We start from the raw sequence: 21511 nt of genomic DNA, 5'->3' as shown, positions 1-21511 counted from the left end.
GGATATTGTTTATTCATAGTGCATCTTACTCAATAATAGTCTACTAGAAATCAAATGCATTTTTTTGCCAAAACATAGAGAGAGTTTAAGTACTTATACTAATTATGCGTGACTTCCCACTTTCCTGTAATAGATTCATGTTTTGATTGTTTCATTTCATGATTTGCAGTTAATGTCCTCTTATCCAGAATCATCACTTCCACTACTGATCCTATAATAACTACTTCATTTATATACCACAAGTTCAAGGATTATTTGGTGGAACATTGAGGCCAGGAGGAATATTGGGATTAGGTTGCATAGTTGGACCAGGCTCCACATTTACATCACCAGGCCGAGTATTTATATCAGGTTGTACATTTGCACCAGGTGGCACACTTGCTCCGGGTTGAGCCGGTGCTCCAGGTTGAGCAGGTATTCCGGATTGAACCGGTGCTCCGGGTTGAAACGGTGCTCCGGGTTGAGCAGGTGCTCCGGGTTGAGCCGGTATTCCGGGTTGAGCCGGTATTCCGGGTTGAGCCGATATTCCGGGTTGAGCAGGTGCTCCGGGCTGAAACGGTGCTCCGGGCTGAACCGGTGTTCCGGGTTGAATCGGTGTTCCGGGTTGAGCCGGTATTCCGTGTTGAACCGGTGCTCCGGGTTGAACCGGTGCTCCGGGTTGAGCCGGTGTTCCAGATTGAACCGGCGCTCCAGGTTGAGCCGGTATTCCGGGTTGAGCCGGTGCTCCAGATTGAGCCGGTATTCCGGGTTGAACAGATGTTCCAGATTGAACAGATGTTGCAGATTGAACCGGTGTTACAGATTGAACCGGTGTACCGGATTGAACTCCCGGAAATGTTTGCCTGATAATCGTCGGTTTTCCAGTTGCAGGAAGCTGTGTACCCTTATTCTTTCCAGCGCTTAGCGTCCGAATTTGTGCTGGGGTTAGAGGCTTGCCTCCATTTTTTAAAAGAAGTGGTTGTGCTTCAGAGAAGGATGGGGTTGCTAAAGCAGGTTGAGTTTTGACAATAATGGGTTTTGATAGTATTTCTGCTGGGGGTATTACCTGAGTAAACTTCCTCCCCCCGAATATACTGATAGGCTGGGGGACAACAGGCGCGGCATATATTTTATTTGCATCGAAAAGTATCTTATTAGGGACACGTGAGCGTAGGTTGTTCACTATTCTGGAATTAATAAAATCATTAGTTGTTACAAGGGTCACTGCGTTAGGAATCTGTGTATTTTTATAATTAATTCTTATATTTTGATGCTTATAAATATTCTTAAGATAGGCAACATTAATCACTGTGTTATTCAGATTGATCGCTGTAAAATAGTTATAGCTAACATGATAAGGCGGAATGTAGGGTTCGCCTGGAGCTAAAGGAAACCAACCTATACCATATCCTCCATCGAGCATGAGTTGTGGATTATTACCTCCAATAAATACGGTTAATGCAGGTGCATAAATAGGAAATGCGCCTATTGGTCCTGGTACCCAACACCATCGCTCCTTAAGGAAAGCCCAGCGTCCATAGTGAAATGGTGCAAAACCCCAGGGTTGATTATCTACCCAAGTCCACCCCCAATAATTTATCCATATCCATTGGCCATCTTGGTACGGAGCCCAATCTGAAGCTACATTATTGGGATACCAAACTGGGCCATATTGTTTATCTTCAATCCAAGCCCCATAATTTCCAAGATCCTCATAACCTATAGTTTCTGGGGAAACATACTGAGTTGAGACTGTACCTGCAATCTTGTCCCGTTCCAAACTCCAGTTTTCAAAAGAATCAAGTGGAGCAAGACGGGTACATTGATAATTTTCTAAATTAGTTCCTGTAGCACTGCATGAATAACCTACACCAATATTATTGGATGCATTTTCTCCATAAGCCATACCTTGTCCCATTCTCACACTAACTGTAGTCATATTATTTTGGGTTGTTACATCAAAACGATAGTAACCAGGTTCAGTAATGATAAAAGCTAAATTTGGTGTATCAACTTCATAAACTTGTTGACGCTTTGTGCGCTTGATACTTAAAGCAAGAGTTCCTTGGGTAATTTGTAATTGTGTGATTTGATCATCCAAATTCAAAATTTTTAGATCGGTTTGACTTCCCATACGTGCGGTGGCTCCAGACAATTGCATTTCTATATGAGATCCTGTATCTGACCATATCCGGTCATTTGCAATTAAAGGCCGATTAAGGGTGACACTTACCCATTGCGTTACCCCTGCAGGTACAAAACTGACTGTTCCACTAATATAGCTTAATCGGGCAACCTGATTGAAGGAATCCGCAAAGGTCAAGGTAGATATCAGTAACAGGAGGCAACCCACTATACTGGACATCATGATATTTTCCTTCACTGCCCTTTGCTTCATGTTAACCTCCATATTCTTATATTATTCCTGATACGTTAAGGAGCTTTCTTACAAATGAGTGTGTTTTTCTTTACCTGGATAACCTTGTCTAAGTATAGTCTAATGTTGCCTGATTAAAGCAAAGTAAGGCTTGATCTGGTATTTTCATTTTTTAATGTATGCATCAAAGAAAAACCCGGGGGTTATGTCGAAACACCCCGGGTTATGAAAAATATTTATAGTTATTACGAGTAAAAATCAAATCATTTCTGATTCTATATCATCTTTATTAACAATAAGCTTTTTAGTCCTAACAGGTTTTGTTGATGCGGGTCGACGTAAATCTTCATCATTGAAATCATCTACCTTAATTACATCCTGTCGTGCCAACTCTGCTTCTTTTAATTGCTTGGCTTCTTTCTCGGTTAGCAAACCACAAGCCAAAGCTTCATCGATTTGTTCCAGTAAAGTAAGTGATTTTAAAACATTATCTTTTACTGCACGCATTACTTTTCTTTCCAACTCCTCCACTGCGCAAATTTTGTGGAAAGCTTCCTCCAGACGACCTAAAGGACAATTATCCCCGGCTCTGCTGTAGACTAAACGAGTGAGGCGCATACGGGTTTCCCCAGGTTCAATTAGGATTCTGGCTAACTTATGGCCCAGCAGATCATTTGGTTTATTTCTTAGATTACCTAAAGGTTTAATAATCAAGCGTAAAACAACTCGTGCCCAACGTACTGGAAAATTGACAATAACGCCATGCATTGCTGTCTCACATTCATGCAAAAGTTGTTGGCAGCTCCAATCAACCAAAGGTAAATCAGCTTTGGGTTCACCATCTTCGTGAAAACGTTTCAAAACTGCTGAAATCAAATACAATGAACTAAGCATGTCCCCAAGACGTGAAGATAATTTCTCTTTACGTTTTAAGTCACCCCCCAGGACAGTCATTGAGAAATCAGCAAGAAACGCCAAATTAGCACTGTATTTATGCACAAGTTGATAATAACGCTTTACACTGCTCACTGGTGCTTTGGACAAATGTGCATCAGTCCATGCAAAAATAATTGACTTCGTAAAGTTAGCAATAATAAATCCAGCATGGGAAAAAAATGCCTTATCAAATTCAACCAGATTGTTGTTTCTGATACTTTCTAACTCCTTAAATACATAAGGATGGCATCGAATTGCTCCCTGGCCAAAAATAATTAAACTTCGAGTAAGTATGTTCGCTCCTTCAACGGTAATTGCGATAGGTGAACCTTGATAACCTCTGCCCATATAATTATTAGGACCAAGACAAATGCCTTTTCCGCCATGGATATCCATGGCATCAAGTGATACCTGTCTTGCACGTTCTGTCGTGTGGTATTTTAATATAGCCCCAACTACGGAAGGCTTGGCTCCATGATCAATAGCAGCAGCAGCCATTGTTACAGCAGCGTCAATAATGTAAGTATTTGCCGCTAACCTGGCCAAAGGTTCCTCAATTCCCTCAAACTTTCCAATTGATTGATTAAATTGTTTGCGAACACGTGCATAAGCTCCCGAAGCCAAAGCCGCAGCCTGGGCACCGCCGTTAGCACTCGAAGGTAAGGATATGGCTCTCCCGGCGCTTAAACATTCCATTAACATGCGCCAACCGCAACCTGCCATAGCTACACCACCGATTAGGTAATCCATGGGAATAAAAACATCCTTTCCCTGAGTTGGGCCATTTAAAAATCCTGTATTCAATGGGAAATGACGACGTCCTTTAGTAATTCCTGGGGTGTTTGCTGGTATTAATGCACAGCTAATGCCCACATCCTCGCCTTTACCTAATAAATTATCCGGATCAAATAACCTGAAAGCCAACCCGATTACTGTGGCTACTGGACATAAAGTAATGTAACGCTTATCCCAATTTAAGCGGATACCTAATATTTTTTCACCATCAATTTCTTGATGACATACTATGCCTTTGTCAGGGATTGATGCTGCATCAGAGCCCGCATTGGGACCAGTTAATGCAAAACAAGGGATTTCCCGTCCATCAGCCAAGCGTGGCAAGTAATAATTTTTTTGCTCTTCGGTTCCGTACTTAAGTAACAACTCTCCTGGTCCTAGAGAATTAGGTACAGATATAGTTGTAGCAGCTGTAATTGAGCGACCATAGATTTTTACTAAAATTGACATTTGTGCGGTGGCAGAAAATTCAAGTCCACCATAACGTTTGGGTATAATCATACCTAAAAATCGATTTTCCTTGATAAACTGCCAAATTTCTTGAGGTAAATCGGTTAGGTTATGAGTTATATCCCAATCATCGATCATGCCGCACAGGGTATTTACGGGACCATCAAGAAAAGCTTGCTCTTCATCAGTCAAACGAATTGTAGGGGCATTTCTCAGTACAGAAAAATCTGGAGCACCACTAAATAAATCACCTTCCCAACTTACAGTGCCCGCTTCCAGCGCCTCTCTCTCAGTTGAAGACATGGCAGGCATGGCCTTGCTTACTGTTTTAAAAAAATACTTGGATAATAATATTCGTCTTAAAGGTTTTATAGAGCCAGCAATTAAAATAAGTTCCACTAAAACAAGCACTATTTGAGTCGCCAATCCCGGAGAACCATACATGAAAACAAGAGCACTAAATAGAGCAAAGCTAATAGCCCACACTGAAACTGCTGCCTGCCTGGTAAGCAATATCCCTGCAGCACCAATGATTATGAGCACTAAAATAGCGTGTAGCACATTATTCTCCTTAATTATTTGAGGTCTTCCGACCACTCGTACTATTTAAGTATAAACCAGTCACAATTTTTATAATCTGCTTTGCCACAAATTCCGGGTGTTCCATAGGAAATAAATGGGTCCCTTTGGTTTTATGACTTGTTACATTAAAATATTTTTTCATATAGCGCACATCCATTTTACCAACCACAGTACTTTTGTCACCATAAATTAATGCTGCCGGAATTAATAACTTACCTTCATAGTTTGGAATAACGTGTGGAATAGTTCGATAAATTTGATATTCAATGTGTCTATCAAATCGCAGATGATAACCGTCATCTTTATACTTTAAACCGTAGGTAATATAATCATTTAAGCAGACATCAGTAAAGGTCTTAAATAACTCTCGCGTCTTTAAATAACCCATTAATTGATCATGATCTTTCCAATACATACGCCGACTTCGGGTTCTAAACGCCGGCGTAACCCGATCAATAATACCTAGAGCTTTTGCCAAACGAACCATGCTTGATTTAAAAGTGCCGATTAAGGGTGAATCCAGCATAATGACCGCTTTAAATAATTCAGGTTGTTCAACTGCTGCTAATAAGCTTAAAATGCCACCTAATGAATGCCCAACTGCTATAACAGGACGATCGGCCTGTTTTTTAACACTGGCAATGACTTCTGAAACCAGATTATGCCAGTTTTCGCTAACTGGGAACAAAGGATCATGTCCAATCTTGTCAATATAACAATAATCGAATTCTTCCTCGAGTCGATCCAGCATTTGTTTATAACATAACGCCGGAAAGCCATTCCCATGTGCAAAATGAATCAACTCTTTCATAAGGTCACCACGTGCATTGCTCCATATTCATTAATTCCATAAGCGGTTTAATTCCACCTCCATGAAAATGCCTTAACAAAATACAATTTCTTATAAAATGGCAACTCGTCTGCTTTCTGCGCGTAGGGAATAAAGTGCAAAGCTGTAATAGAAAACAAGCAATGCGAATAAAATGTAACCAGAACCCATGAAAATTGAATTGAGTGTGAGCATGACAAGTAGAAGTAATAACATAGGGGTTCCAGCAACAGCTAAAAGCCGGCTTGATTGGGCAAAAGTTACACTAAAAGAAAAGAATATGGTTGAAAAAACTTGTCCCAAAAAAGCTAAGACCAGGAAAAGAATGATGAAAATTGAAAATAACATGGCTACAACCATAGGATAAATCATTAGTTCTGAATAAAATCTCAGATTTCTAATTGAATCTTCTTCTGCAATTTTTTTGCCATCAAATACTAGATTAGTTCCTTTATCAAAAGTTTGAACTAATGGAGTGCCTTTGCTCGGCTTTGTTTCTGCCATATTAAAAAGCCTCAAACTGGGCACCTTAAGTGAAATTTTATTTTTGTTTACCAAAATCGTGAGGTAAGGATATTTGGAAGGGAAATCATTGATTTCTCCTGTTGTGTCAACAATAATAACCACTTCTCCTTGATCATTCTTGATCAAATAAGGCATGGGCTTATTAAAAGAAACTTCTCCATTTTGGATAATAAAAACAGGAATTTTTGATAAAGGATCGGTAATTTGTTCTTTAAACGCCTGATTCAAACTGAAACTCATCCTTAAAGAAAATGGAATCGAAAATAAGGCAATAACGAGCAAGAGATAAAGAATACCAAGTCCTCGCCAACGTTTTCCAACATCCACATAAAGACGTCGTGAATAGAAAGACATATACAATGCTGACCAATAGCGGTAGACCGGAGTATCAATTGGTTTTAGTTGCTTGCTTTTTTCTTTACTCACGTCATTCTCCAATACGTTTTCCAGACTTACGATGAAAAAGATGTAACTTAATTTTAGGTAGCTCAACCCAGAGTTGTCCACTCGAAATGTGTTGATCCGCAGTGACGCGCAAATTAAGTGGCTGATTATTCTTGATGCATGTCGCATGTATCAATTTGTCTGCACCCATATTATCAACAAACTCGACATGAATTGAGATGCTTTGTGGATTATTTTCAGAACAAAGCCCAACATGCTCCGCTCGAATTGCCATAATGAGTTCGTCCTTATCTTCAAGGTTCCGTGCCAATTCTGGGATAAGATAATCAACTCCCAAATCTGTTTGTACTGTATTGCTGCTTTTATTGAAGACGCCAGATACTATGTTCAAAGGATAATGTCCTGTGAATCCTGCAACGAATAAGGTAGCAGGATTTTGATACAGTTCCTGGGGAGTGCCTATCTGCTCAACAACTCCTTGATTAAGTACCATAACGCGTTCCGCCATAGTCATTGCTTCAGTTTGATCATGGGTTACATACAAGCTGGTCGTATTTAATTGCTGATGTAAACGGCGAATTTCATGACGCATTTCCGTACGTAATTTTGCATCCAGATTAGATAAAGGTTCATCAAATAAAAAAACAGCTGGGGAACGCACCATAGCCCTTCCCATCGCCACTCTTTGTTTTTGTCCTCCTGAAAGTGCCTGAGGTTTACGCTCTAGATAAGGAGTTAAATGCAACAATTGTGCTGCTTCATCTACTCGTTGCTTAATATCTGCTTTCTTAAAATGCCTCATTTTTAATCCATAAGCCATATTTTCAAATACAGTCATATGAGGATAAAGAGCATAATTTTGAAAAACCATAGCCATATCCCTTTTTGCTGCAGGTATTTTATTGACACATTGATCATTAATCAAAATCGAGCCCGAACTTAAATCATCCAAACCAGCAATTAAGCGCAATAATGTAGTTTTTCCACATCCAGAAGGACCAACGATCACCATAAACTCGCCTTTTTTGATGCTAACGTTTACTTTATCCAGAATCGTTGTTGATCCAACACTTTTTGAAACTTCAATGAGACTGACTGTTGCCATGTTTACTTTAACCCTTTTTCAAACCAGCGCTGCATTAACATGACCACCATACAAGGTGGGATTAAAGCAATCAATGCAACAGCCATAATGTAGTGCCATTGTGGAACTTGATCTGCCACTCCAGCTAAATAGCGAATCCCCATAACTACTGTTGCCATTTTACTCTCCGTAGTAATCACTAATGGCCAAAGATACTGATTCCAACCGTACACGAATAAAATAACAAATAATGAGGCAACTTGCGTTTTGGATAAAGGCAAAACAATATCAAAAAAGAAACGTACAGCACCTGCCCCATCCAGTTTTGCTGCATCAACAAGTTCAGAAGGAATTGTTTTAAAAAACTGACGAAACAAGAAAGTTCCAGTTGCAGATACAAATAGAGGTAAGGTTAACCCAGTAAATGAATTTAATAATCCAAATGAAGCAACAACCTGAAAAGTAGGTACAATCCTGACCTCTATAGGCAACATCATGGTAGTAAAGATCAATGCAAAACATAATTTTTTAAAAGGAAAATCAAAATAAACCAAAGCAAAGGCAGAACCTAAGGCAAAAACAATTTTTCCCAAAGCAATAGCTATAGCCATAAAAAAACTGTTTAACAACATAGAAGTAATAGGTTCCCCACCTGTAACCGACAAGCCCTCCGTCATCACAGCCTTCAAATTCTTGAATAATAAACTCCCTGGAACTATAGGTATATGAGATTGCATCATAGCACTGCCATCATTACTGGCAGCGACAAGAGCCAAATAAACAGGCAATAACATCAAAATCACAAAAAAGCATAAAAAACTATGCTGGATAACACGAGCGAAATATGATTTCATGCGTAATGAACCTTTTTTTCGAGGTATCTAAATTGCACTAAAGAAACAATAATTACAATAAACATCAGCAGTACTGATTGCGCTGATGAACTTCCCAAATCCATTCCTTCAAACCCATCTTGATATACCTTATAAATCAAATTAGTCGTACTGTTGCCAGGTCCGCCATGTGTTATCACTTGAATAATGCCAAAAGTATCAAAAAAACCATACATTAAATTTATAATGAGCAAGAAAAAAGTAGTTGGTGATAAAAGTGGAAAAATAATTTGCCAAAAACGTTGCCATCCAGATGCACCATCAATAATCGCCGCATCAATTAATGACGAAGGAACCGCTTTGAGTGCTGCGAGATAAAATAGGAAATTATAGCTGAACTGCTGCCAACTGGCAGTGAGAATTATTACTGAAAATGCCTGATTTACATTATTTACATAATCAAAATTAATCCCTAATAATTGTAAAAGATGCGTCAGCCATCCTAAAGTGGGATGGCATAAAAAACGCCATAAAATTGCTGCTACTGCAGGGGCTATAGCATAAGGCCAAATTAATAAAGATTTATAAACCCCTTGCGTCTTGCCTCTATTATTCACTAATATGGCCATAAGGAGTCCTAAGCTCATTGTGAAAAAAGTCACGCTCAGAGCAATAATAAAGGTTACCCCAATTGTCTTGCTATAACTTGGATCAATGAATAGATCCACAAAATTGGAAAATCCTGCAAACTTTTTATGTAACCCAAAAGCATCCGTGTAAAAAAAAGATTGCAATAATGCATTACATGCAGGCCAAATAAAAAATATGAGGGTAACAATAAGTTGTGGAATTATAAAAAGCCAAGCAGAAAGACGTTGATGATTGAATTTAGCCATTGCCCAATATATAAGAGGGTCTGTATAAGCATTATATAGGTATGTTTTTTTAAGTAAAGTGTCTGAGCTCTTCACTCGCCCCATTAATTTCTTAAATTAAGGAAACCATTTTGCGCTACGTACACATAGAAAATCCAGGCCCCCACAGTCGATTGATCATCAAAAATGGTCCTAAGCCAGAATACAGCGCGTCACAAATTTTAGTGGGTGTTAAAGTGACTGCCCTTAATCGGGCAGATATTATGCAACGCTATGGTAAATACCCGCCTCCTCCTGGGGAATCAGATATTCTAGGCCTGGAGGTTGCTGGAGAAGTTGTCGAGGTGGGTGCAAACGTAACTCAATTCAAACCTGGTGATAAAGTCTATGGGTTAGTCGGTAGTGGGGCTTATGCCGAATTTTGTCCTGTAGAAGAATCGCTAGCCCAACATATCCCTGAAAATTGGAGTTATGCGCATGCAGCAGCACTTCCTGAAGCACTAACAACCGTTTATGCCAGTTTATTCGATTTAGGGAAGCTCAAATCGGGACAAACCTTGCTTATTCATGGAGCAGGAAGCGGCATCGCCTCATTGGCAATTCAAATGGCAAAATTGATCCATGCCCATGTAGTTACCACAGCAGGAACAGATTTCAAAGTAGAAAAAGCAATTAAACTCGGCGCAGATCAAGTGTTTAATTATCACAAACAGGATTTTGAAGACTTAATTGAAGATCACAGCGTGGATTTAATCGTTGATTTTATAGGTGGAGATTATTTTAATAAGCATCTGCATTTATTGAGGCCTAAAAGCAAGCTCATCCAGATTGCATGCCTCAAGGGAAGCTCAGTGGAATGCAATCTTGCATTGATTATGCGTAAAAGATTGCAGATCATTGGTTTTGTGCTTCGTTCTCAATCGATTGAAGAAAAAAATAAATTATGGAGTCAAGCCCATAAAGAGTGGATAGAAAACTTGAGAATAAAAAAATTGATGCCCATTATTGACTCAGAATTTAAACTGGAACAAATTGAAGAAGCACATCAATACATGCAATCAGGAGCACATTTCGGCAAAATTGTTGTCCATGTAGATTAAGTCGGGATGTATTGTATGCCTGAGTGCTGGTTATTTAGACGCAATTTTCTTAGTATGGAGAGCACGATTCAATAATTGCTCATAGATAGGTCCATTTGGGGTGAGCTGGAGCACAATCGTTGCGGTAATACATGCCATCATTACCGGAAAGATTAAATAATAATTATGAGTCATTTCTACCACCAATACTGCTCCGGTTATTGGTGAACGCGTAGATGAGGCAAAGAGTGCAGCCATCCCCGCAACTGCAAACATCCCCGGCTGGGTTAAAAAGTCAATATGCAAAATTTCCAGGATATGAAATATCGCCAAACCAAGAAGTGTCCCTAAAGACAATATAGGAGCAAAAATTCCTCCCGGAACCGCTGTTCCATAGCATGCCATGGTTCCTATAAATCGTGCTACTAAAAGAAAAAACAAAAAACCAAATCCTGGCGATAGGGTTAATGCCTGATGAATAATGTGCATGCCGCCACCTACTGCTTCTGGATGATGTACTGCTAAATAGCCAATCAAAAATCCTACAGCCAGCACGTAATATGTTTTTTGTTTTGAAGAAAGTTTATCCAGGAGCTTTAGGGTACCTATTAATGAAAGATTAAATAAAAGTCCTACAAAGCCTACCACAATGCCAAAGAGAGCAAATAACCATAACGAATCAAGATGAGGAAATTCAAATACATTCATTGGGATCGTTGGCTGAGGACCAATTATCAATTCAAGAATAACAGTAGCTGTGATGCAACAAATAACCACCATACTGAAACTGGTAAAAGAATAGTTGAACTGATTTCGCATTTCTTCCATGACAAAGATAACTCCAGCTAGAGGAGCATTAAATGCAACTGCTAAACCTGCAGCAGCCCCTGCGGCAATTAAACTGTCCTTTCTACGCCGCGTCAGGTTGAATAACCCGCCCAACATTTCTCCCAAACTACCCCCAATGTGGATCGTGGGTCCCTCTCGTCCCAAAATCATTTGGGCAGAGAGCACCAAAATACCAAAAAAGAATTTTACAGGTAATAAGCGGCGCCAGGATATGCGTCTTAAATGGAGTAATGCGCCTTCAATCTCCGGCACGCCGCTTCCTGATGCCTCAGGTGCAAAGTGCTTCACAGCTAAATATGCAACGTAAACCATAATCATCGAGACAAAACCTGAAATCAATCCGGCCGGCCATCCATGAAGACTAAGTAAATGAAAAAAATTATCGAGCAAATTACTCAACATATCGATTGATAATCGAAATGTTGAACCGACAAGGCCAACTACAATGCCTAAAACAAAAGATACAGCATAAAGCATTAATATCTTATTGCGCATTGCGTTAAATCATCCCCATCAAATTGTTAATAATTTTGAGCCCCGCCTGATTGACTAAAGATAATATGGTTTCAGGATGAAATTGAACTGCATGGATTGGTAATTGCCGATGCGAAATAGCCATCACAATCCCATCATCACTCATAGCTGTAACCTTCAACTCTTTTGGCATCGCGTTTAAACGGGCATGGAGTGAATGGTACCTCCCTGCTTTGAAGTGCTCCCCCAAACCCGAGAATATTTTGGAATTATCTACAACTTTTATGATGGATGGCTTGCCATGCATGGGATATTCTAGAACATCCAAAATGCCACCAAAATGCTCAACAATTCCTTGCAAGCCCAAACATACTCCGAACAAAGGGATGTGGCGAGAGACAGCAGCGTCAATTGTTTGAGATAGATTAAAATCACTGGGTTTACCAGGTCCGGGAGATAAAACAACAAGATCATACTTTTGATTTTGTAAATAGTGTAAGGCCTTATCAAACCGAATTGTACTCACCTCTGCCCCGGTTTGGCGGAAATAATTTGCTAAAGTATGTACAAAAGAATCCTGGTGATCGATAAGTAAGACGTGCTTACCTTTTCCAATCAAAGGCAAATGGGACGTCTCTGCTTGGATATGGGTTTCTCGCTTTTGCAACATGTCTAAAAAAGCAGATGCTTTTAAACGTGTTTCCTGTTCTTCAGATTCAGGAACTGAATCGTAAAGCAAAGTAGCGCCTACACGAATTTCAGCAACTCCTTTTTCAATGCGTACAGTTCTTAAAACCAAACCGGTATTTAAATTTCCATCGAACCCAAACCAACCCACCGCACCGGCATACCACTTGCGAGGAGATTTTTCATGTTTTTCAATAAAATTAAGAGCCCAAATTTTAGGCGCACCCGTTACGGTCACGACCCACATATGAGTTAAAAAAGCATCTACAGCATCAAAGTTTTCCCTTAAAATGCCTTCAACATGGTCCACGGTATGAATCAATCGTGAATACATTTCAATTTGTCTACGACCAATAACTTTCACGGAGCCCGCCTCACAAATACGGGATTTATCATTTCTATCCACATCCGTACACATCGTCAATTCAGATTCTTCTTTTTTTGAATCCAATAAGATCTGGATATTTTCTGCATCTTCAATCGCATCAGCGCCCCGTTTAATCGTTCCAGAAATTGGACACGTTTCTACCCTTCTTCCCTGAACTCGAACATACATTTCAGGAGACGCACCAACCAAATACTCCCCATTACCCAAATTAATAAAAAAACCATAGGGGGAAGGGTTTAATCGACGCATTTGTTTGAATAAAGAAGACGGTTGCTCTCTATAATGGGTGTAAAAAGTCTGACTTGGAACTACTTCGAACAAATCACCACAAGAAAAACGCTCCTTGGCTGTATTTACAACCTGAGCATATTCACCTGGCATATGATCACATTCTTTTTCGGGTTTATTAGAGGATTGATATACTTGAGAAACTCCCTCTCTCGGCAAAGATTTTGTTGATTGACCTTGGAATTGAAAATCATAACGTCGAAGAAAAGCTTCTTCTTTGCGATGATTTACTACATAAATTTCATCAGGGAGATAAAGAACCATATCTCTTTGTGACAGCTCTCTTTCTTTATGCTTTTGTAACTCTTCAAATTGAAAAATCAGATCAAAACCTAATGCGCCATATAATCCCAAATAAGATTCATTTTCGAATTTAAAAAAGGACAATAACAAACGGATTACCGTAAATACTGAAGGCTGTTGGCTGCGTTCTTCTTCGCTGAAAACCCTTTCAGAGGCCTTAATCTGGATTTGCAACAACTCATTACTTTGCGCCACAATTTCTAAAGACGCTTCATTTGCCAATAAGGGAATAATAAAAGTTAATAATATCTTGCCACGATGATTTAAAGCATCAATTTGAATTAAATTCTGTTTGCAAATAACAGCGAGAGGCGGATTATAAAAGCCGATATCCCAACATGTGTAACGTCCTGGATATTCAAAACTTGAAGCAAATAATGCTCCCCTTTGTGAATCCAGATGCTCAAGAAGATTTTCGATACCTTGTTGGTACTCTACAGTGGTCTGAGAACACTCTACTTCAACGCCTCCTTGGGTTTTGTAATGCTGCAACATGAATGACTAACTCGATTAAATAATTTATAGAGATCTTCATTCTACTTTAAAAATGGTGTTCTGCAAGGATCTCGTTTCTTAGATCCAATGTAGCCTGGGTGCAGCGAACTGAATTTTCTACACATCCCTGAAAAACCAGTCAAGCCCCTATTCCTATGTCCACCCCCACGACTTGTTCGCAGGGGTGCCCGCGAGATCCAGAAGATCTTCCTAGAACACTGGACCCCGCGGAGAAAGCCGCGGGGGCGTAGTCAGGGATGTAATCAAGACAGACGCTGCACCCAGGCTACATTGTTAAGATGGATTTTTAATGATCTCCTCAAGAGAGCAATTTTTATCTATTGCTTCCTGCACCCACAAACCCACCTGATGATGTGCATCCCTAAAAGGCATACCTTGTAATACTAAGGACTCTAAAACTGCAGTAGCGTTCAAGTAGCCGCCATTGGCTTTCTGTTCCATCAATTTTGTATTAAATTGCACGCTTTCAAGAAAAGGAGTAATTATTTCCAAGCACGCAGTCAAGGTTTTTATTGTGTCAAAAAGACATTCTTTGTCTTCTTGCATGTCCTTATTGTATGCGAGCGGTAATCCTTTCATTACCGTTAGAATACCCATTAAATGCCCAAAAACTCGACCGCTTTTACCCCTGATTAACTCCAGAACATCCGGATTTTTCTTGTTAGGCATCAACGATGAGCCGGTTGCAAAGGCATCATCAAGGGTAATAAAACCAAACTCTTGAGTAGCCCAAAGAATCAAATCTTCAGCAAGACGTGATAAATGCATCAAAATGATGGAAGCAACAGAACAAAATTCAATAATAAAATCTCGATCGCTTACTGCATCAAGTGTATTCTCAATCACTCCGTTAAAACCCAAAGTTTCAGCAACCCACGCTCTGTCTAAAGGAAGCGAGCTCCCTGCTAAAGCCCCAGCACCTAGAGGAGAGAAATTCATTCGTGTATGCCAATCGTGCATACGGCTTAAATCACGTTGAAACATTGCCCCATAAGCAGCAAAAAATTGTCCTAAATAAATTGGCTGAGCTTGCTGCAAATGGGTATAACCTGGAATTTTATCTTCAGCATGATGGCTTTCCAGCTTTTGCAAAACCTGGTTTAAGCGCTGCAAAAGCAGATTAATTTGCTCACCTGCATCACGAGCATACAATCTTAAATCCAGGGCAACCTGATCATTTCGACTTCGACCTGTATGCAGCTTTTTACCCACATCACCAATTTTCGCAATAAGTAATTGCTCCACAAACATATGAATATCTTCACAAGACTCATCCAATTCATGGATGCCCTTCCTTATTTCATGACTTATTTCTTCCAGTCCATTGCAAATCAAATCTGCTTCACTCCCGGAAATAAGCTTTTGTCGTGCAAGCATTTTTGCATGTGCTTGACTCCCGACTATATCGTGAGCATAAAGCACCTTATCAAAAGCCAAAGAAGCATTAAAATGCATGACACCCGGATCGAGTTCTTTTTTGAATCGCCCTCCCCATGTTTTATGAGCCATTATTTATCTCCTTTATGTACCTTGCCATACACCTGCGCTGATAAAGAAAATAAATTTATAAATCCTTCAGCATCCTGTTGGTTATAAACACCATCTTCTTCAAAAGTAGCCAATGCAGGATCATGCAAACTAAATGGAGAGTACATTCCATAAGGAATGATGTTCCCTTTGAATAATTGCAAACTCACAGTTCCAGTCATATGCTGTTGTGTTACATCAATCAATGCATCCAATGCATTTTTGGCTTGGGAAAACCATCGTCCCTCATAAACAAGATTGGCATAAGTTTGCTGTAAGGACTGTTTTAAATGCAAAGTTGCTCGGTCAAGACATAAACTTTCAAGCATCTGATGGGCCTTATAAAGAACTGCTGCCGCAGGTGCTTCATATATTCCTCTAATCTTCATTCCGACCAATCGATTTTCTACAATGTCTGCCACCCCAATTCCATGAGCGCCTGCAATTTTATTTAACTCTTTAAGTAACGCCACTGAATTCATTTTTTTTGCATTCAAGGCAACAGGGACACCGTGGTCAAACTCAATGTTCACTAATTCAGTATTATTTGACGATTGTTCTAAGGATGCAGTCATCAGCAATAAATCATCGGGCTTAGGTTGTGCTGGATCTTCTAAAACACCACCTTCATGAGAAATATACCAAAGATTATGATCGCGTGAATAAGGTGATTTAGGTGTAACTGGCACTTCAATACCATGTAATTTGGCATATTCAATTGCCTCTTGTCTGGACTTAATTTTCCAGGATCTCCAGGGAGCGATAATTTTAAGTTCTGGAGCTAAAGCTTTTACAGTATATTCAAAACGAACCTGATCATTACCTTTTCCAGTGGCTCCATGAGCAATAGCATCTGCCTTTTCTAACAGGGCAATTTCAACCAGTTTTTTTGCAATGAGCGGTCGAGAAATGGTACCCAGAACATACTGGTTTTCATAGAGTGCTCCTGCTTTAACCAATCGCCACAGGTAGTCGCTAACAAACTCTTCCTGTACATTCATCACGTAGGCTTTCGCGGCACCGCTTTTTATTGCTTTTTCCTTGATCGCCGTTAAATCTTCATTTTGTCCTAAATCACAAACCATCGCGATAATCTCTGCTTGCTGGTAATGCTCTTTAAGCCATGGAATCATTACTGAAGTATCCAGGCCACCCGAATAGGCAAGGACAATTTTTTTAATCGATTCAATCATGGTTTACTCCTGGTAGTATTGTTTTAAATGTAAAATAGGTTCAGCTAATTCTTTAGGTACTACATCCGCGACTAGCTGTCCCCCTTTTAGAACAATTAATCGGTCTGACATTTTGCTGAGAAAATCAAGATCGTGGGAGGCGATTACCATCGTAACTCCTAAAGATTTCACTGTATTTAATAAGTGAATCACGTCATCAATTGTTGCCAGATCAAGACCTGATGTAGGCTCATCACAAAGCAATAAATTGGGTTTCATCATTAAGCTACGTGCTAAAGCAACTCGCTGTTTTTGGCCTCCGGACAATTTGTGGGGATAGGCAGATGCTTTATCATTAATTCCCAAACTCAGCAGTAACTCATGTGCCTGTTCATCATGATGTAACATTTTGTCATGTAGGCGAGGTGCATACACCAAATTTTGCATCACAGTCATATGTGGAAAAAGCTGGAAATCCTGAAACATAAAACCACTTTGACCTGCTACTTCAATCGTACCCGAATCCAAAGTTTCTAATTGTTGTATGCAACGCAACAATGTGGATTTTCCACTTCCAGATGGTCCCGCCAAACCAACCACCGTTTGTGCTTGTACTTTTAAGTTAATATTATTTAATACGGTGAGTGAACCAAAATATTTGCAGGCTTGATTAATTGCTAACATAAAGCCTCCTTTGTTCCATTTTCTTACCCAGGAACTCTATCAAAAGCACCATGCCATAGTAAAAACAACCCGCAATGCACAGTGGAACAAAATAGGTAAATTGCTCTGCAGCCACCGATTGAGCTCTGCGCATCAAGTCCATTCCTCCAATAGTCGCAATCAAAGCAGTTTCTTTCAGCAGTGCAATCATTTCATTAATGTATGCAGGGAAAATATTCTTAATCACTTGCGGCAAAACAATATCCTTCCATAGATAAAAACCAGGTATTTGAAGCGTTTTTGCTGCCTCAAACTGTCCCTTTGGCAAATGCTCTATTCCTGCTCTCAAAATCTCGGCAATATAAGCGGAGCTGTTCAAACCAAAAGTTAAAAGTCCTGCTACCAAAATATTTGGTTTGATACCGATTAATGCAGGAGCAGCAAAATAAATAAAACTAAGTTGTAAAATTACTGGAGTCCCTCTCATTAGCGAAATAAATCCATTTATTATTGACTTCATAATTCCTTGGTATCGCAGTAAAGCCAGTGTTGTTCCTAATAAAGTCCCTATCAATAACCCACCAAACAACAGAATTAAAGTAACTAGAGTTCCCTCGCCAATATAGAGGACATTTTGTTTTAATTCTTCCATTTTGTGTCCTCCAACCATTTTTTCTTGAGTGCAGTAAGCTCACCAGTTTGCTCCAGTTCATATAAAGCATGATTTATTTTGTGAGTTAATTCAGAATTCTTTTTCAGTGCCAAACCATAGCCATCTGCTGATTGAGCAAGAATCGCAAAGGATAATCCAGGATTTTTCTGACTAAATACCGCACCTTGCACTCCATCAACGAGAACCAAATCAACATGGCCAGCCTTTAGGGCTGCGATGGTTTGATTGTTATTATCCATTACTAGAAGGCTGGCATTTGGCATATTCTTTTTTAGCCAAATTTCCATGGTACTGCCTAATTGAACCGCTATTTTTTTATCAGCTAATTGTTTTACATCGTTAATCGGCTTTTTTTCGGGAAAAACAGCAGCCATACTTTCAAAATAATAAGGCTTAGTAAAATCAAAATTCTTTTTCCGCTGTTCTGTAATCGTAATCGTAGAAATTGCTGTATCAACCTGTCCTGAACTTAAAGCAGGTAAAATACTGCTGAATTGCATGGTATCAAACATTGCTTCCTTACCAAGCTTTTTTGCTATCAAGCGTGCTAAATCGATATCGAACCCTTTGATTTGACCATGATCGTTATATTCAAATGGTGGATATTCTGCAGCTACTGCAAAATGAATATATTGCCCCCCTTCATTGGAAATCTTTGCGTAACAAAGAGAAACAAAAAAAGCAAACCCCACTAAAAATGTAAAGAATATTTGTTTCATTTGAATATAAATCCAGTTTTTATGCGTTTTTTAAATTTATCAATCTTGACTTGCCCTGTCAACTTATTTTGAATATAATTTCATTGAAAATGATTTTGTATTCAAAAAACACTAATAAAGTGGAGAGATAAATGAGCCAAGATGCTGCTCTTGATGGGCATATATTAAATATTGTGCAAACAGAGAAAATTGCGGAACAAATTGATTTACAAAACAGTTTAAAGCAACGAGGCTATACTATTCCTCAGGCAACCCTATCGCGAAGATTGAAAAAATTAAAAATTGCGAAAATAGGGGGCACTTATCAAGTAGTGGATTTCAATATACCCAACCTGCCTTTAGTGTTGAATATGCAAGTATCCGATTATGGTCTTATCGTGCTTCATACACATCCAGGGAATGCAAACAGTCTGGCTTTTTTTATTGACAGAAAATTCGTGTCTTACTCCCCTCAAGTCGCTCAAAACTCAGGTATATTAGGTACAATTGCTGGCGATGATACCGTGCTTCTTATTGTAAAAAGCAAAGAACAATTACACCAGGTAATTCATTTATTGCAAGATGAATTTCCTTATCTGAAAAAATAATTAAATTATGTATCCTGGGTGCAGCGCAACCCGGCATTTAGAAGTTCATTCATATTATGAAAACCCGGGTTTCGCTACGCAGCCCCCAGGCTATAACTATATTTATATTTATAAGTTATAACATCCTCGTTATAATATGGTGTTAATTCTTGGGGTACCATTTTATGACCATCTCAGCAAAAGATTTAGAGAAAATTTCTCAACTAGCCTATCTGGATACGGATATAGAGCATTCGCCAAAGCTCGTTGAAGAGATTAACGCAATCATGAATTTTGTCGATCAACTGCGCTCTGTTAATACCCAAGAGGTTGAACCGCTTTTTCATCCCCTTGCCTTAAGTCAACGTTTAAGGCCTGATGCGGTTACTGAAGAAAATTGTCTGGTTGAATTAGAGGCTCTTGCACCAAAATTCGAACAAGATCTTTATTTAGTACCTCAAGTCATAGACCAGAGTAAATAATCATGGAACATTTATCATTAAAGCAATTATCACAGGATTTACATCAGAACAAACTCTCTAGTGTTGAATTAACTCAGCATTGCCTAAAGCAAATTCAAAAACATAAAGATTTAAATGCTTTTATCAGTTTGGATGAAGAGCATGCTCTCCTTGAAGCTCAAAAAGCAGATCATAAGTTAAAAAATGGGGATGACAAAATCCTTACTGGTATCCCTATGGCATTGAAAGATTTGTTTTGTACCAAGCGTATGCCGACCACTTGTGCTTCTAAAATGCTTGAACAGTTCCAGTCACCTTATGAAGCGACATTGGCCAGTAAGTTACTTGAACAAGGATCGATTCTGATAGGTAAAACAAATATGGACGAATTTGCCATGGGCTCGTCTAATGAAAACAGTTACTTTGGTGCGGTAAAAAATCCATGGGATAAAGATCGGGTTCCTGGGGGTTCTTCGGGTGGCTCAGCAGCGGCCGTAGCTGCCGGGTTGATCCCTTTCGCTATAGGCTCTGATACTGGGGGTTCGATAAGACAACCTGCCGCCTTATGTGGAATTAGTGGAATTAAACCCACTTATGGACTCATTTCTCGCTACGGAATGATTGCCTATGCATCCAGTCTGGATCAGGCAGGACCTTTGGCCAGAAGCGCAGAGGATCTTGCATTGGTCCTCCAAGCTATGGCAGGATTTGATCCCAAAGATTCTACATCGGTTGATACAACAATTCCCGATTACTACACTGAACTCAATAAACCTTTATCCGAATTAAAAATTGGATTACCTTCGTGTTTTTTTCAACCCCAGGTAGATCAAGAAATACAAAATACGATTCTTGAAGCAGTAAAAATTTTTGCAAGCATGGGCGCCGAAATTATTGATTTGAATTTAGAACTCCAACCTTTATGGGTACCTTGTTACTATGTAGTTGCGTGCGCTGAAGCTTCATCCAATCTATCACGTTACGATGGTTTGCGTTTTGGTTACCGCAGTGATAATGCATCAACATTAACCGAACTCATTCGTAATACGCGCAGTGAAGGTTTTGGTATCGAAGTTAAACGTCGAATTCTTACCGGCACCCACGTTCTTTCATCAGGTTATTTTGATGCTTATTATTTGCAAGCACAAAAAATTCGTCGCCTTATCCAAGAAGAACTCGTTACAACACTAAAATCGGTCGATGTTATTCTCGGTCCCACATCCCCGATAGGTGCATTTAAACTGGGTGAAAAAATTGCTGATCCAATCCAAAACTACCTGGCAGACGTGTTTACTGTAGCTGCTAACCTTGCTGGACTCCCCGCAATTTCAATACCTGCAGGTTTTTCTAAAGGGTTACCTGTAGGCATGCAACTCATGGGCAAACATTTTGGTGAAAGCCACTTGCTCCAGATAGCTCATCATTATCAACAACACACCAACTGGCACTTGGCCAGTCCAAACCAATAAGGGTGAA

The 21511-nt window shown here is 39.5% G+C and carries 18 protein-coding genes; 4 read left to right on the top strand and 14 right to left on the bottom strand.

Annotation, left to right across the window (positions count from 1 at the left end; translation table 11 throughout):
- Nucleotides 1-244 precede the first annotated feature (244 nt).
- The 7 genes from FOLKNPGA_RS07970 to FOLKNPGA_RS07940 all read right to left on the bottom strand — a co-directional run bounded on the left by FOLKNPGA_RS07970 (nucleotide 245) and on the right by FOLKNPGA_RS07940 (nucleotide 9691).
- Complete coding sequence (locus tag FOLKNPGA_RS07970; protein WP_220471057.1) at nucleotides 245-2377, bottom strand: DUF6600 domain-containing protein; 2133 nt, start codon at nucleotides 2375-2377, stop codon at nucleotides 245-247.
- A gap of 237 nt (nucleotides 2378-2614) precedes the next feature.
- The gene (locus FOLKNPGA_RS07965; RefSeq protein WP_182352532.1) at nucleotides 2615-5098 is read right to left on the bottom strand and encodes an acyl-CoA dehydrogenase; all 2484 of its coding nucleotides are present in this window, start codon (nucleotides 5096-5098) and stop codon (nucleotides 2615-2617) included.
- A 10-nt stretch (nucleotides 5099-5108) separates the two neighbouring features.
- A complete protein-coding gene (locus FOLKNPGA_RS07960; RefSeq protein ID WP_182352531.1) occupies nucleotides 5109-5930 on the bottom strand; it encodes an alpha/beta fold hydrolase in 822 nt (273 codons plus the stop codon).
- Between the two features lie 90 nt (nucleotides 5931-6020).
- Nucleotides 6021-6899 carry a DUF1189 family protein gene (locus FOLKNPGA_RS07955; RefSeq protein WP_182352530.1) on the bottom strand — a complete coding sequence of 293 codons (879 nt, stop codon included), beginning with the start codon at nucleotides 6897-6899 and terminating at the stop codon, nucleotides 6021-6023.
- A gap of 1 nt (nucleotide 6900) precedes the next feature.
- Nucleotides 6901-7983, bottom strand: a complete 1083-nt coding sequence (locus tag FOLKNPGA_RS07950) for an ABC transporter ATP-binding protein (RefSeq protein WP_182352529.1) — start codon at nucleotides 7981-7983, stop codon at nucleotides 6901-6903.
- 2 nt (nucleotides 7984-7985) lie between these two features.
- Entirely contained in the window at nucleotides 7986-8816 is an 831-nt protein-coding gene (gene ugpE, locus FOLKNPGA_RS07945; RefSeq protein ID WP_182352528.1) for a sn-glycerol-3-phosphate ABC transporter permease UgpE, read from the bottom strand.
- On the bottom strand, nucleotides 8813-9691 hold the full coding sequence (locus tag FOLKNPGA_RS07940; protein ID WP_182352527.1) for an ABC transporter permease subunit: 879 nt from the start codon (nucleotides 9689-9691) through the stop codon (nucleotides 8813-8815). The genes ugpE and FOLKNPGA_RS07940 overlap by 4 nt, the downstream gene beginning before the upstream one ends.
- Nucleotides 9692-9801: 110 nt before the next feature.
- On the opposite strand from FOLKNPGA_RS07940, the gene FOLKNPGA_RS07935 reads away from it, so the two are divergent.
- Entirely contained in the window at nucleotides 9802-10770 is a 969-nt protein-coding gene (locus FOLKNPGA_RS07935) for an NAD(P)H-quinone oxidoreductase (protein WP_182352526.1), read from the top strand.
- 30 nt (nucleotides 10771-10800) lie between these two features.
- Here FOLKNPGA_RS07935 and clcA read toward each other — a convergent pair whose 3' ends face one another.
- The 7 genes from clcA to FOLKNPGA_RS07900 all read right to left on the bottom strand — a co-directional run bounded on the left by clcA (nucleotide 10801) and on the right by FOLKNPGA_RS07900 (nucleotide 19008).
- The gene (clcA, locus tag FOLKNPGA_RS07930) at nucleotides 10801-12093 is read right to left on the bottom strand and encodes a H(+)/Cl(-) exchange transporter ClcA (RefSeq protein ID WP_182352525.1); all 1293 of its coding nucleotides are present in this window, start codon (nucleotides 12091-12093) and stop codon (nucleotides 10801-10803) included.
- Nucleotides 12094-12097: 4 nt separating this feature from the next.
- A complete protein-coding gene (locus tag FOLKNPGA_RS07925; RefSeq protein ID WP_182352524.1) occupies nucleotides 12098-14233 on the bottom strand; it encodes an anthranilate synthase component I in 2136 nt (711 codons plus the stop codon).
- 294 nt (nucleotides 14234-14527) lie between these two features.
- Nucleotides 14528-15763 (bottom strand): argininosuccinate lyase, encoded by a 1236-nt coding sequence (gene argH / locus FOLKNPGA_RS07920; RefSeq protein ID WP_182352523.1) that lies wholly within the window; start codon nucleotides 15761-15763, stop codon nucleotides 14528-14530.
- The gene (locus FOLKNPGA_RS07915) at nucleotides 15763-16974 is read right to left on the bottom strand and encodes an argininosuccinate synthase (RefSeq protein WP_182352522.1); all 1212 of its coding nucleotides are present in this window, start codon (nucleotides 16972-16974) and stop codon (nucleotides 15763-15765) included. Before FOLKNPGA_RS07915 ends, argH begins: the two co-directional genes overlap by 1 nt.
- A 3-nt stretch (nucleotides 16975-16977) precedes the next feature.
- Complete coding sequence (locus FOLKNPGA_RS07910) at nucleotides 16978-17637, bottom strand: amino acid ABC transporter ATP-binding protein (RefSeq protein ID WP_182352521.1); 660 nt, start codon at nucleotides 17635-17637, stop codon at nucleotides 16978-16980.
- The gene (locus tag FOLKNPGA_RS07905; RefSeq protein ID WP_182352520.1) at nucleotides 17624-18268 is read right to left on the bottom strand and encodes an amino acid ABC transporter permease; all 645 of its coding nucleotides are present in this window, start codon (nucleotides 18266-18268) and stop codon (nucleotides 17624-17626) included. Before FOLKNPGA_RS07905 ends, FOLKNPGA_RS07910 begins: the two co-directional genes overlap by 14 nt.
- Nucleotides 18256-19008 carry an ABC transporter substrate-binding protein gene (locus tag FOLKNPGA_RS07900; protein ID WP_182352519.1) on the bottom strand — a complete coding sequence of 251 codons (753 nt, stop codon included), beginning with the start codon at nucleotides 19006-19008 and terminating at the stop codon, nucleotides 18256-18258. Before FOLKNPGA_RS07900 ends, FOLKNPGA_RS07905 begins: the two co-directional genes overlap by 13 nt.
- 131 nt (nucleotides 19009-19139) lie before the next feature.
- Between FOLKNPGA_RS07900 and FOLKNPGA_RS07895 the strand changes: the two genes are divergently transcribed.
- From FOLKNPGA_RS07895 to gatA, 3 genes are all read left to right on the top strand, one after another.
- Nucleotides 19140-19595, top strand: a complete 456-nt coding sequence (locus FOLKNPGA_RS07895; protein ID WP_182352518.1) for an ArgR family transcriptional regulator — start codon at nucleotides 19140-19142, stop codon at nucleotides 19593-19595.
- Nucleotides 19596-19759: 164 nt separating this feature from the next.
- Nucleotides 19760-20056 carry an Asp-tRNA(Asn)/Glu-tRNA(Gln) amidotransferase subunit GatC gene (gene gatC / locus FOLKNPGA_RS07890; RefSeq protein WP_182352517.1) on the top strand — a complete coding sequence of 99 codons (297 nt, stop codon included), beginning with the start codon at nucleotides 19760-19762 and terminating at the stop codon, nucleotides 20054-20056.
- Nucleotides 20057-20058: 2 nt separating this feature from the next.
- Nucleotides 20059-21504, top strand: coding sequence for an Asp-tRNA(Asn)/Glu-tRNA(Gln) amidotransferase subunit GatA (gatA, locus tag FOLKNPGA_RS07885; RefSeq protein ID WP_182352516.1), 1446 nt, complete (start codon nucleotides 20059-20061; stop codon nucleotides 21502-21504).
- Nucleotides 21505-21511: the final 7 nt, after the last annotated feature.

Source organism: Legionella sp. PC1000, from assembly GCF_014109805.1.
In the GTDB taxonomy this organism is placed as follows: domain Bacteria; phylum Pseudomonadota; class Gammaproteobacteria; order Legionellales; family Legionellaceae; genus Legionella; species Legionella resiliens.
The sequence above is the reverse complement of the archived record's forward strand: the minus strand, read 5'-3'. Positions and strand labels throughout refer to the sequence as shown.

Excerpts from the sequence above, each read along its gene's own strand:
- FOLKNPGA_RS07970 (WP_220471057.1), bottom strand. The coding sequence starts at position 2,377 with ATGAAGCAAAGGGCAGTGAAGGAAAATATCATGATGTCCAGTATAGTG.
- FOLKNPGA_RS07960 (WP_182352531.1), bottom strand. The coding sequence starts at position 5,930 with ATGAAAGAGTTGATTCATTTTGCACATGGGAATGGCTTTCCGGCGTTA.
- FOLKNPGA_RS07950 (WP_182352529.1), bottom strand. The coding sequence starts at position 7,983 with ATGGCAACAGTCAGTCTCATTGAAGTTTCAAAAAGTGTTGGATCAACA.
- ugpE (WP_182352528.1), bottom strand. The coding sequence starts at position 8,816 with ATGAAATCATATTTCGCTCGTGTTATCCAGCATAGTTTTTTATGCTTT.
- FOLKNPGA_RS07940 (WP_182352527.1), bottom strand. The coding sequence starts at position 9,691 with ATGGCTAAATTCAATCATCAACGTCTTTCTGCTTGGCTTTTTATAATT.
- clcA (WP_182352525.1), bottom strand. The coding sequence starts at position 12,093 with ATGCGCAATAAGATATTAATGCTTTATGCTGTATCTTTTGTTTTAGGC.
- FOLKNPGA_RS07925 (WP_182352524.1), bottom strand. The coding sequence starts at position 14,233 with ATGTTGCAGCATTACAAAACCCAAGGAGGCGTTGAAGTAGAGTGTTCT.
- argH (WP_182352523.1), bottom strand. The coding sequence starts at position 15,763 with ATGGCTCATAAAACATGGGGAGGGCGATTCAAAAAAGAACTCGATCCG.
- FOLKNPGA_RS07915 (WP_182352522.1), bottom strand. The coding sequence starts at position 16,974 with ATGATTGAATCGATTAAAAAAATTGTCCTTGCCTATTCGGGTGGCCTG.
- FOLKNPGA_RS07910 (WP_182352521.1), bottom strand. The coding sequence starts at position 17,637 with ATGTTAGCAATTAATCAAGCCTGCAAATATTTTGGTTCACTCACCGTA.
- FOLKNPGA_RS07905 (WP_182352520.1), bottom strand. The coding sequence starts at position 18,268 with ATGGAAGAATTAAAACAAAATGTCCTCTATATTGGCGAGGGAACTCTA.
- FOLKNPGA_RS07900 (WP_182352519.1), bottom strand. The coding sequence starts at position 19,008 with ATGAAACAAATATTCTTTACATTTTTAGTGGGGTTTGCTTTTTTTGTT.
- FOLKNPGA_RS07895 (WP_182352518.1), top strand. The coding sequence starts at position 19,140 with ATGAGCCAAGATGCTGCTCTTGATGGGCATATATTAAATATTGTGCAA.
- gatC (WP_182352517.1), top strand. The coding sequence starts at position 19,760 with ATGACCATCTCAGCAAAAGATTTAGAGAAAATTTCTCAACTAGCCTAT.
- gatA (WP_182352516.1), top strand. The coding sequence starts at position 20,059 with ATGGAACATTTATCATTAAAGCAATTATCACAGGATTTACATCAGAAC.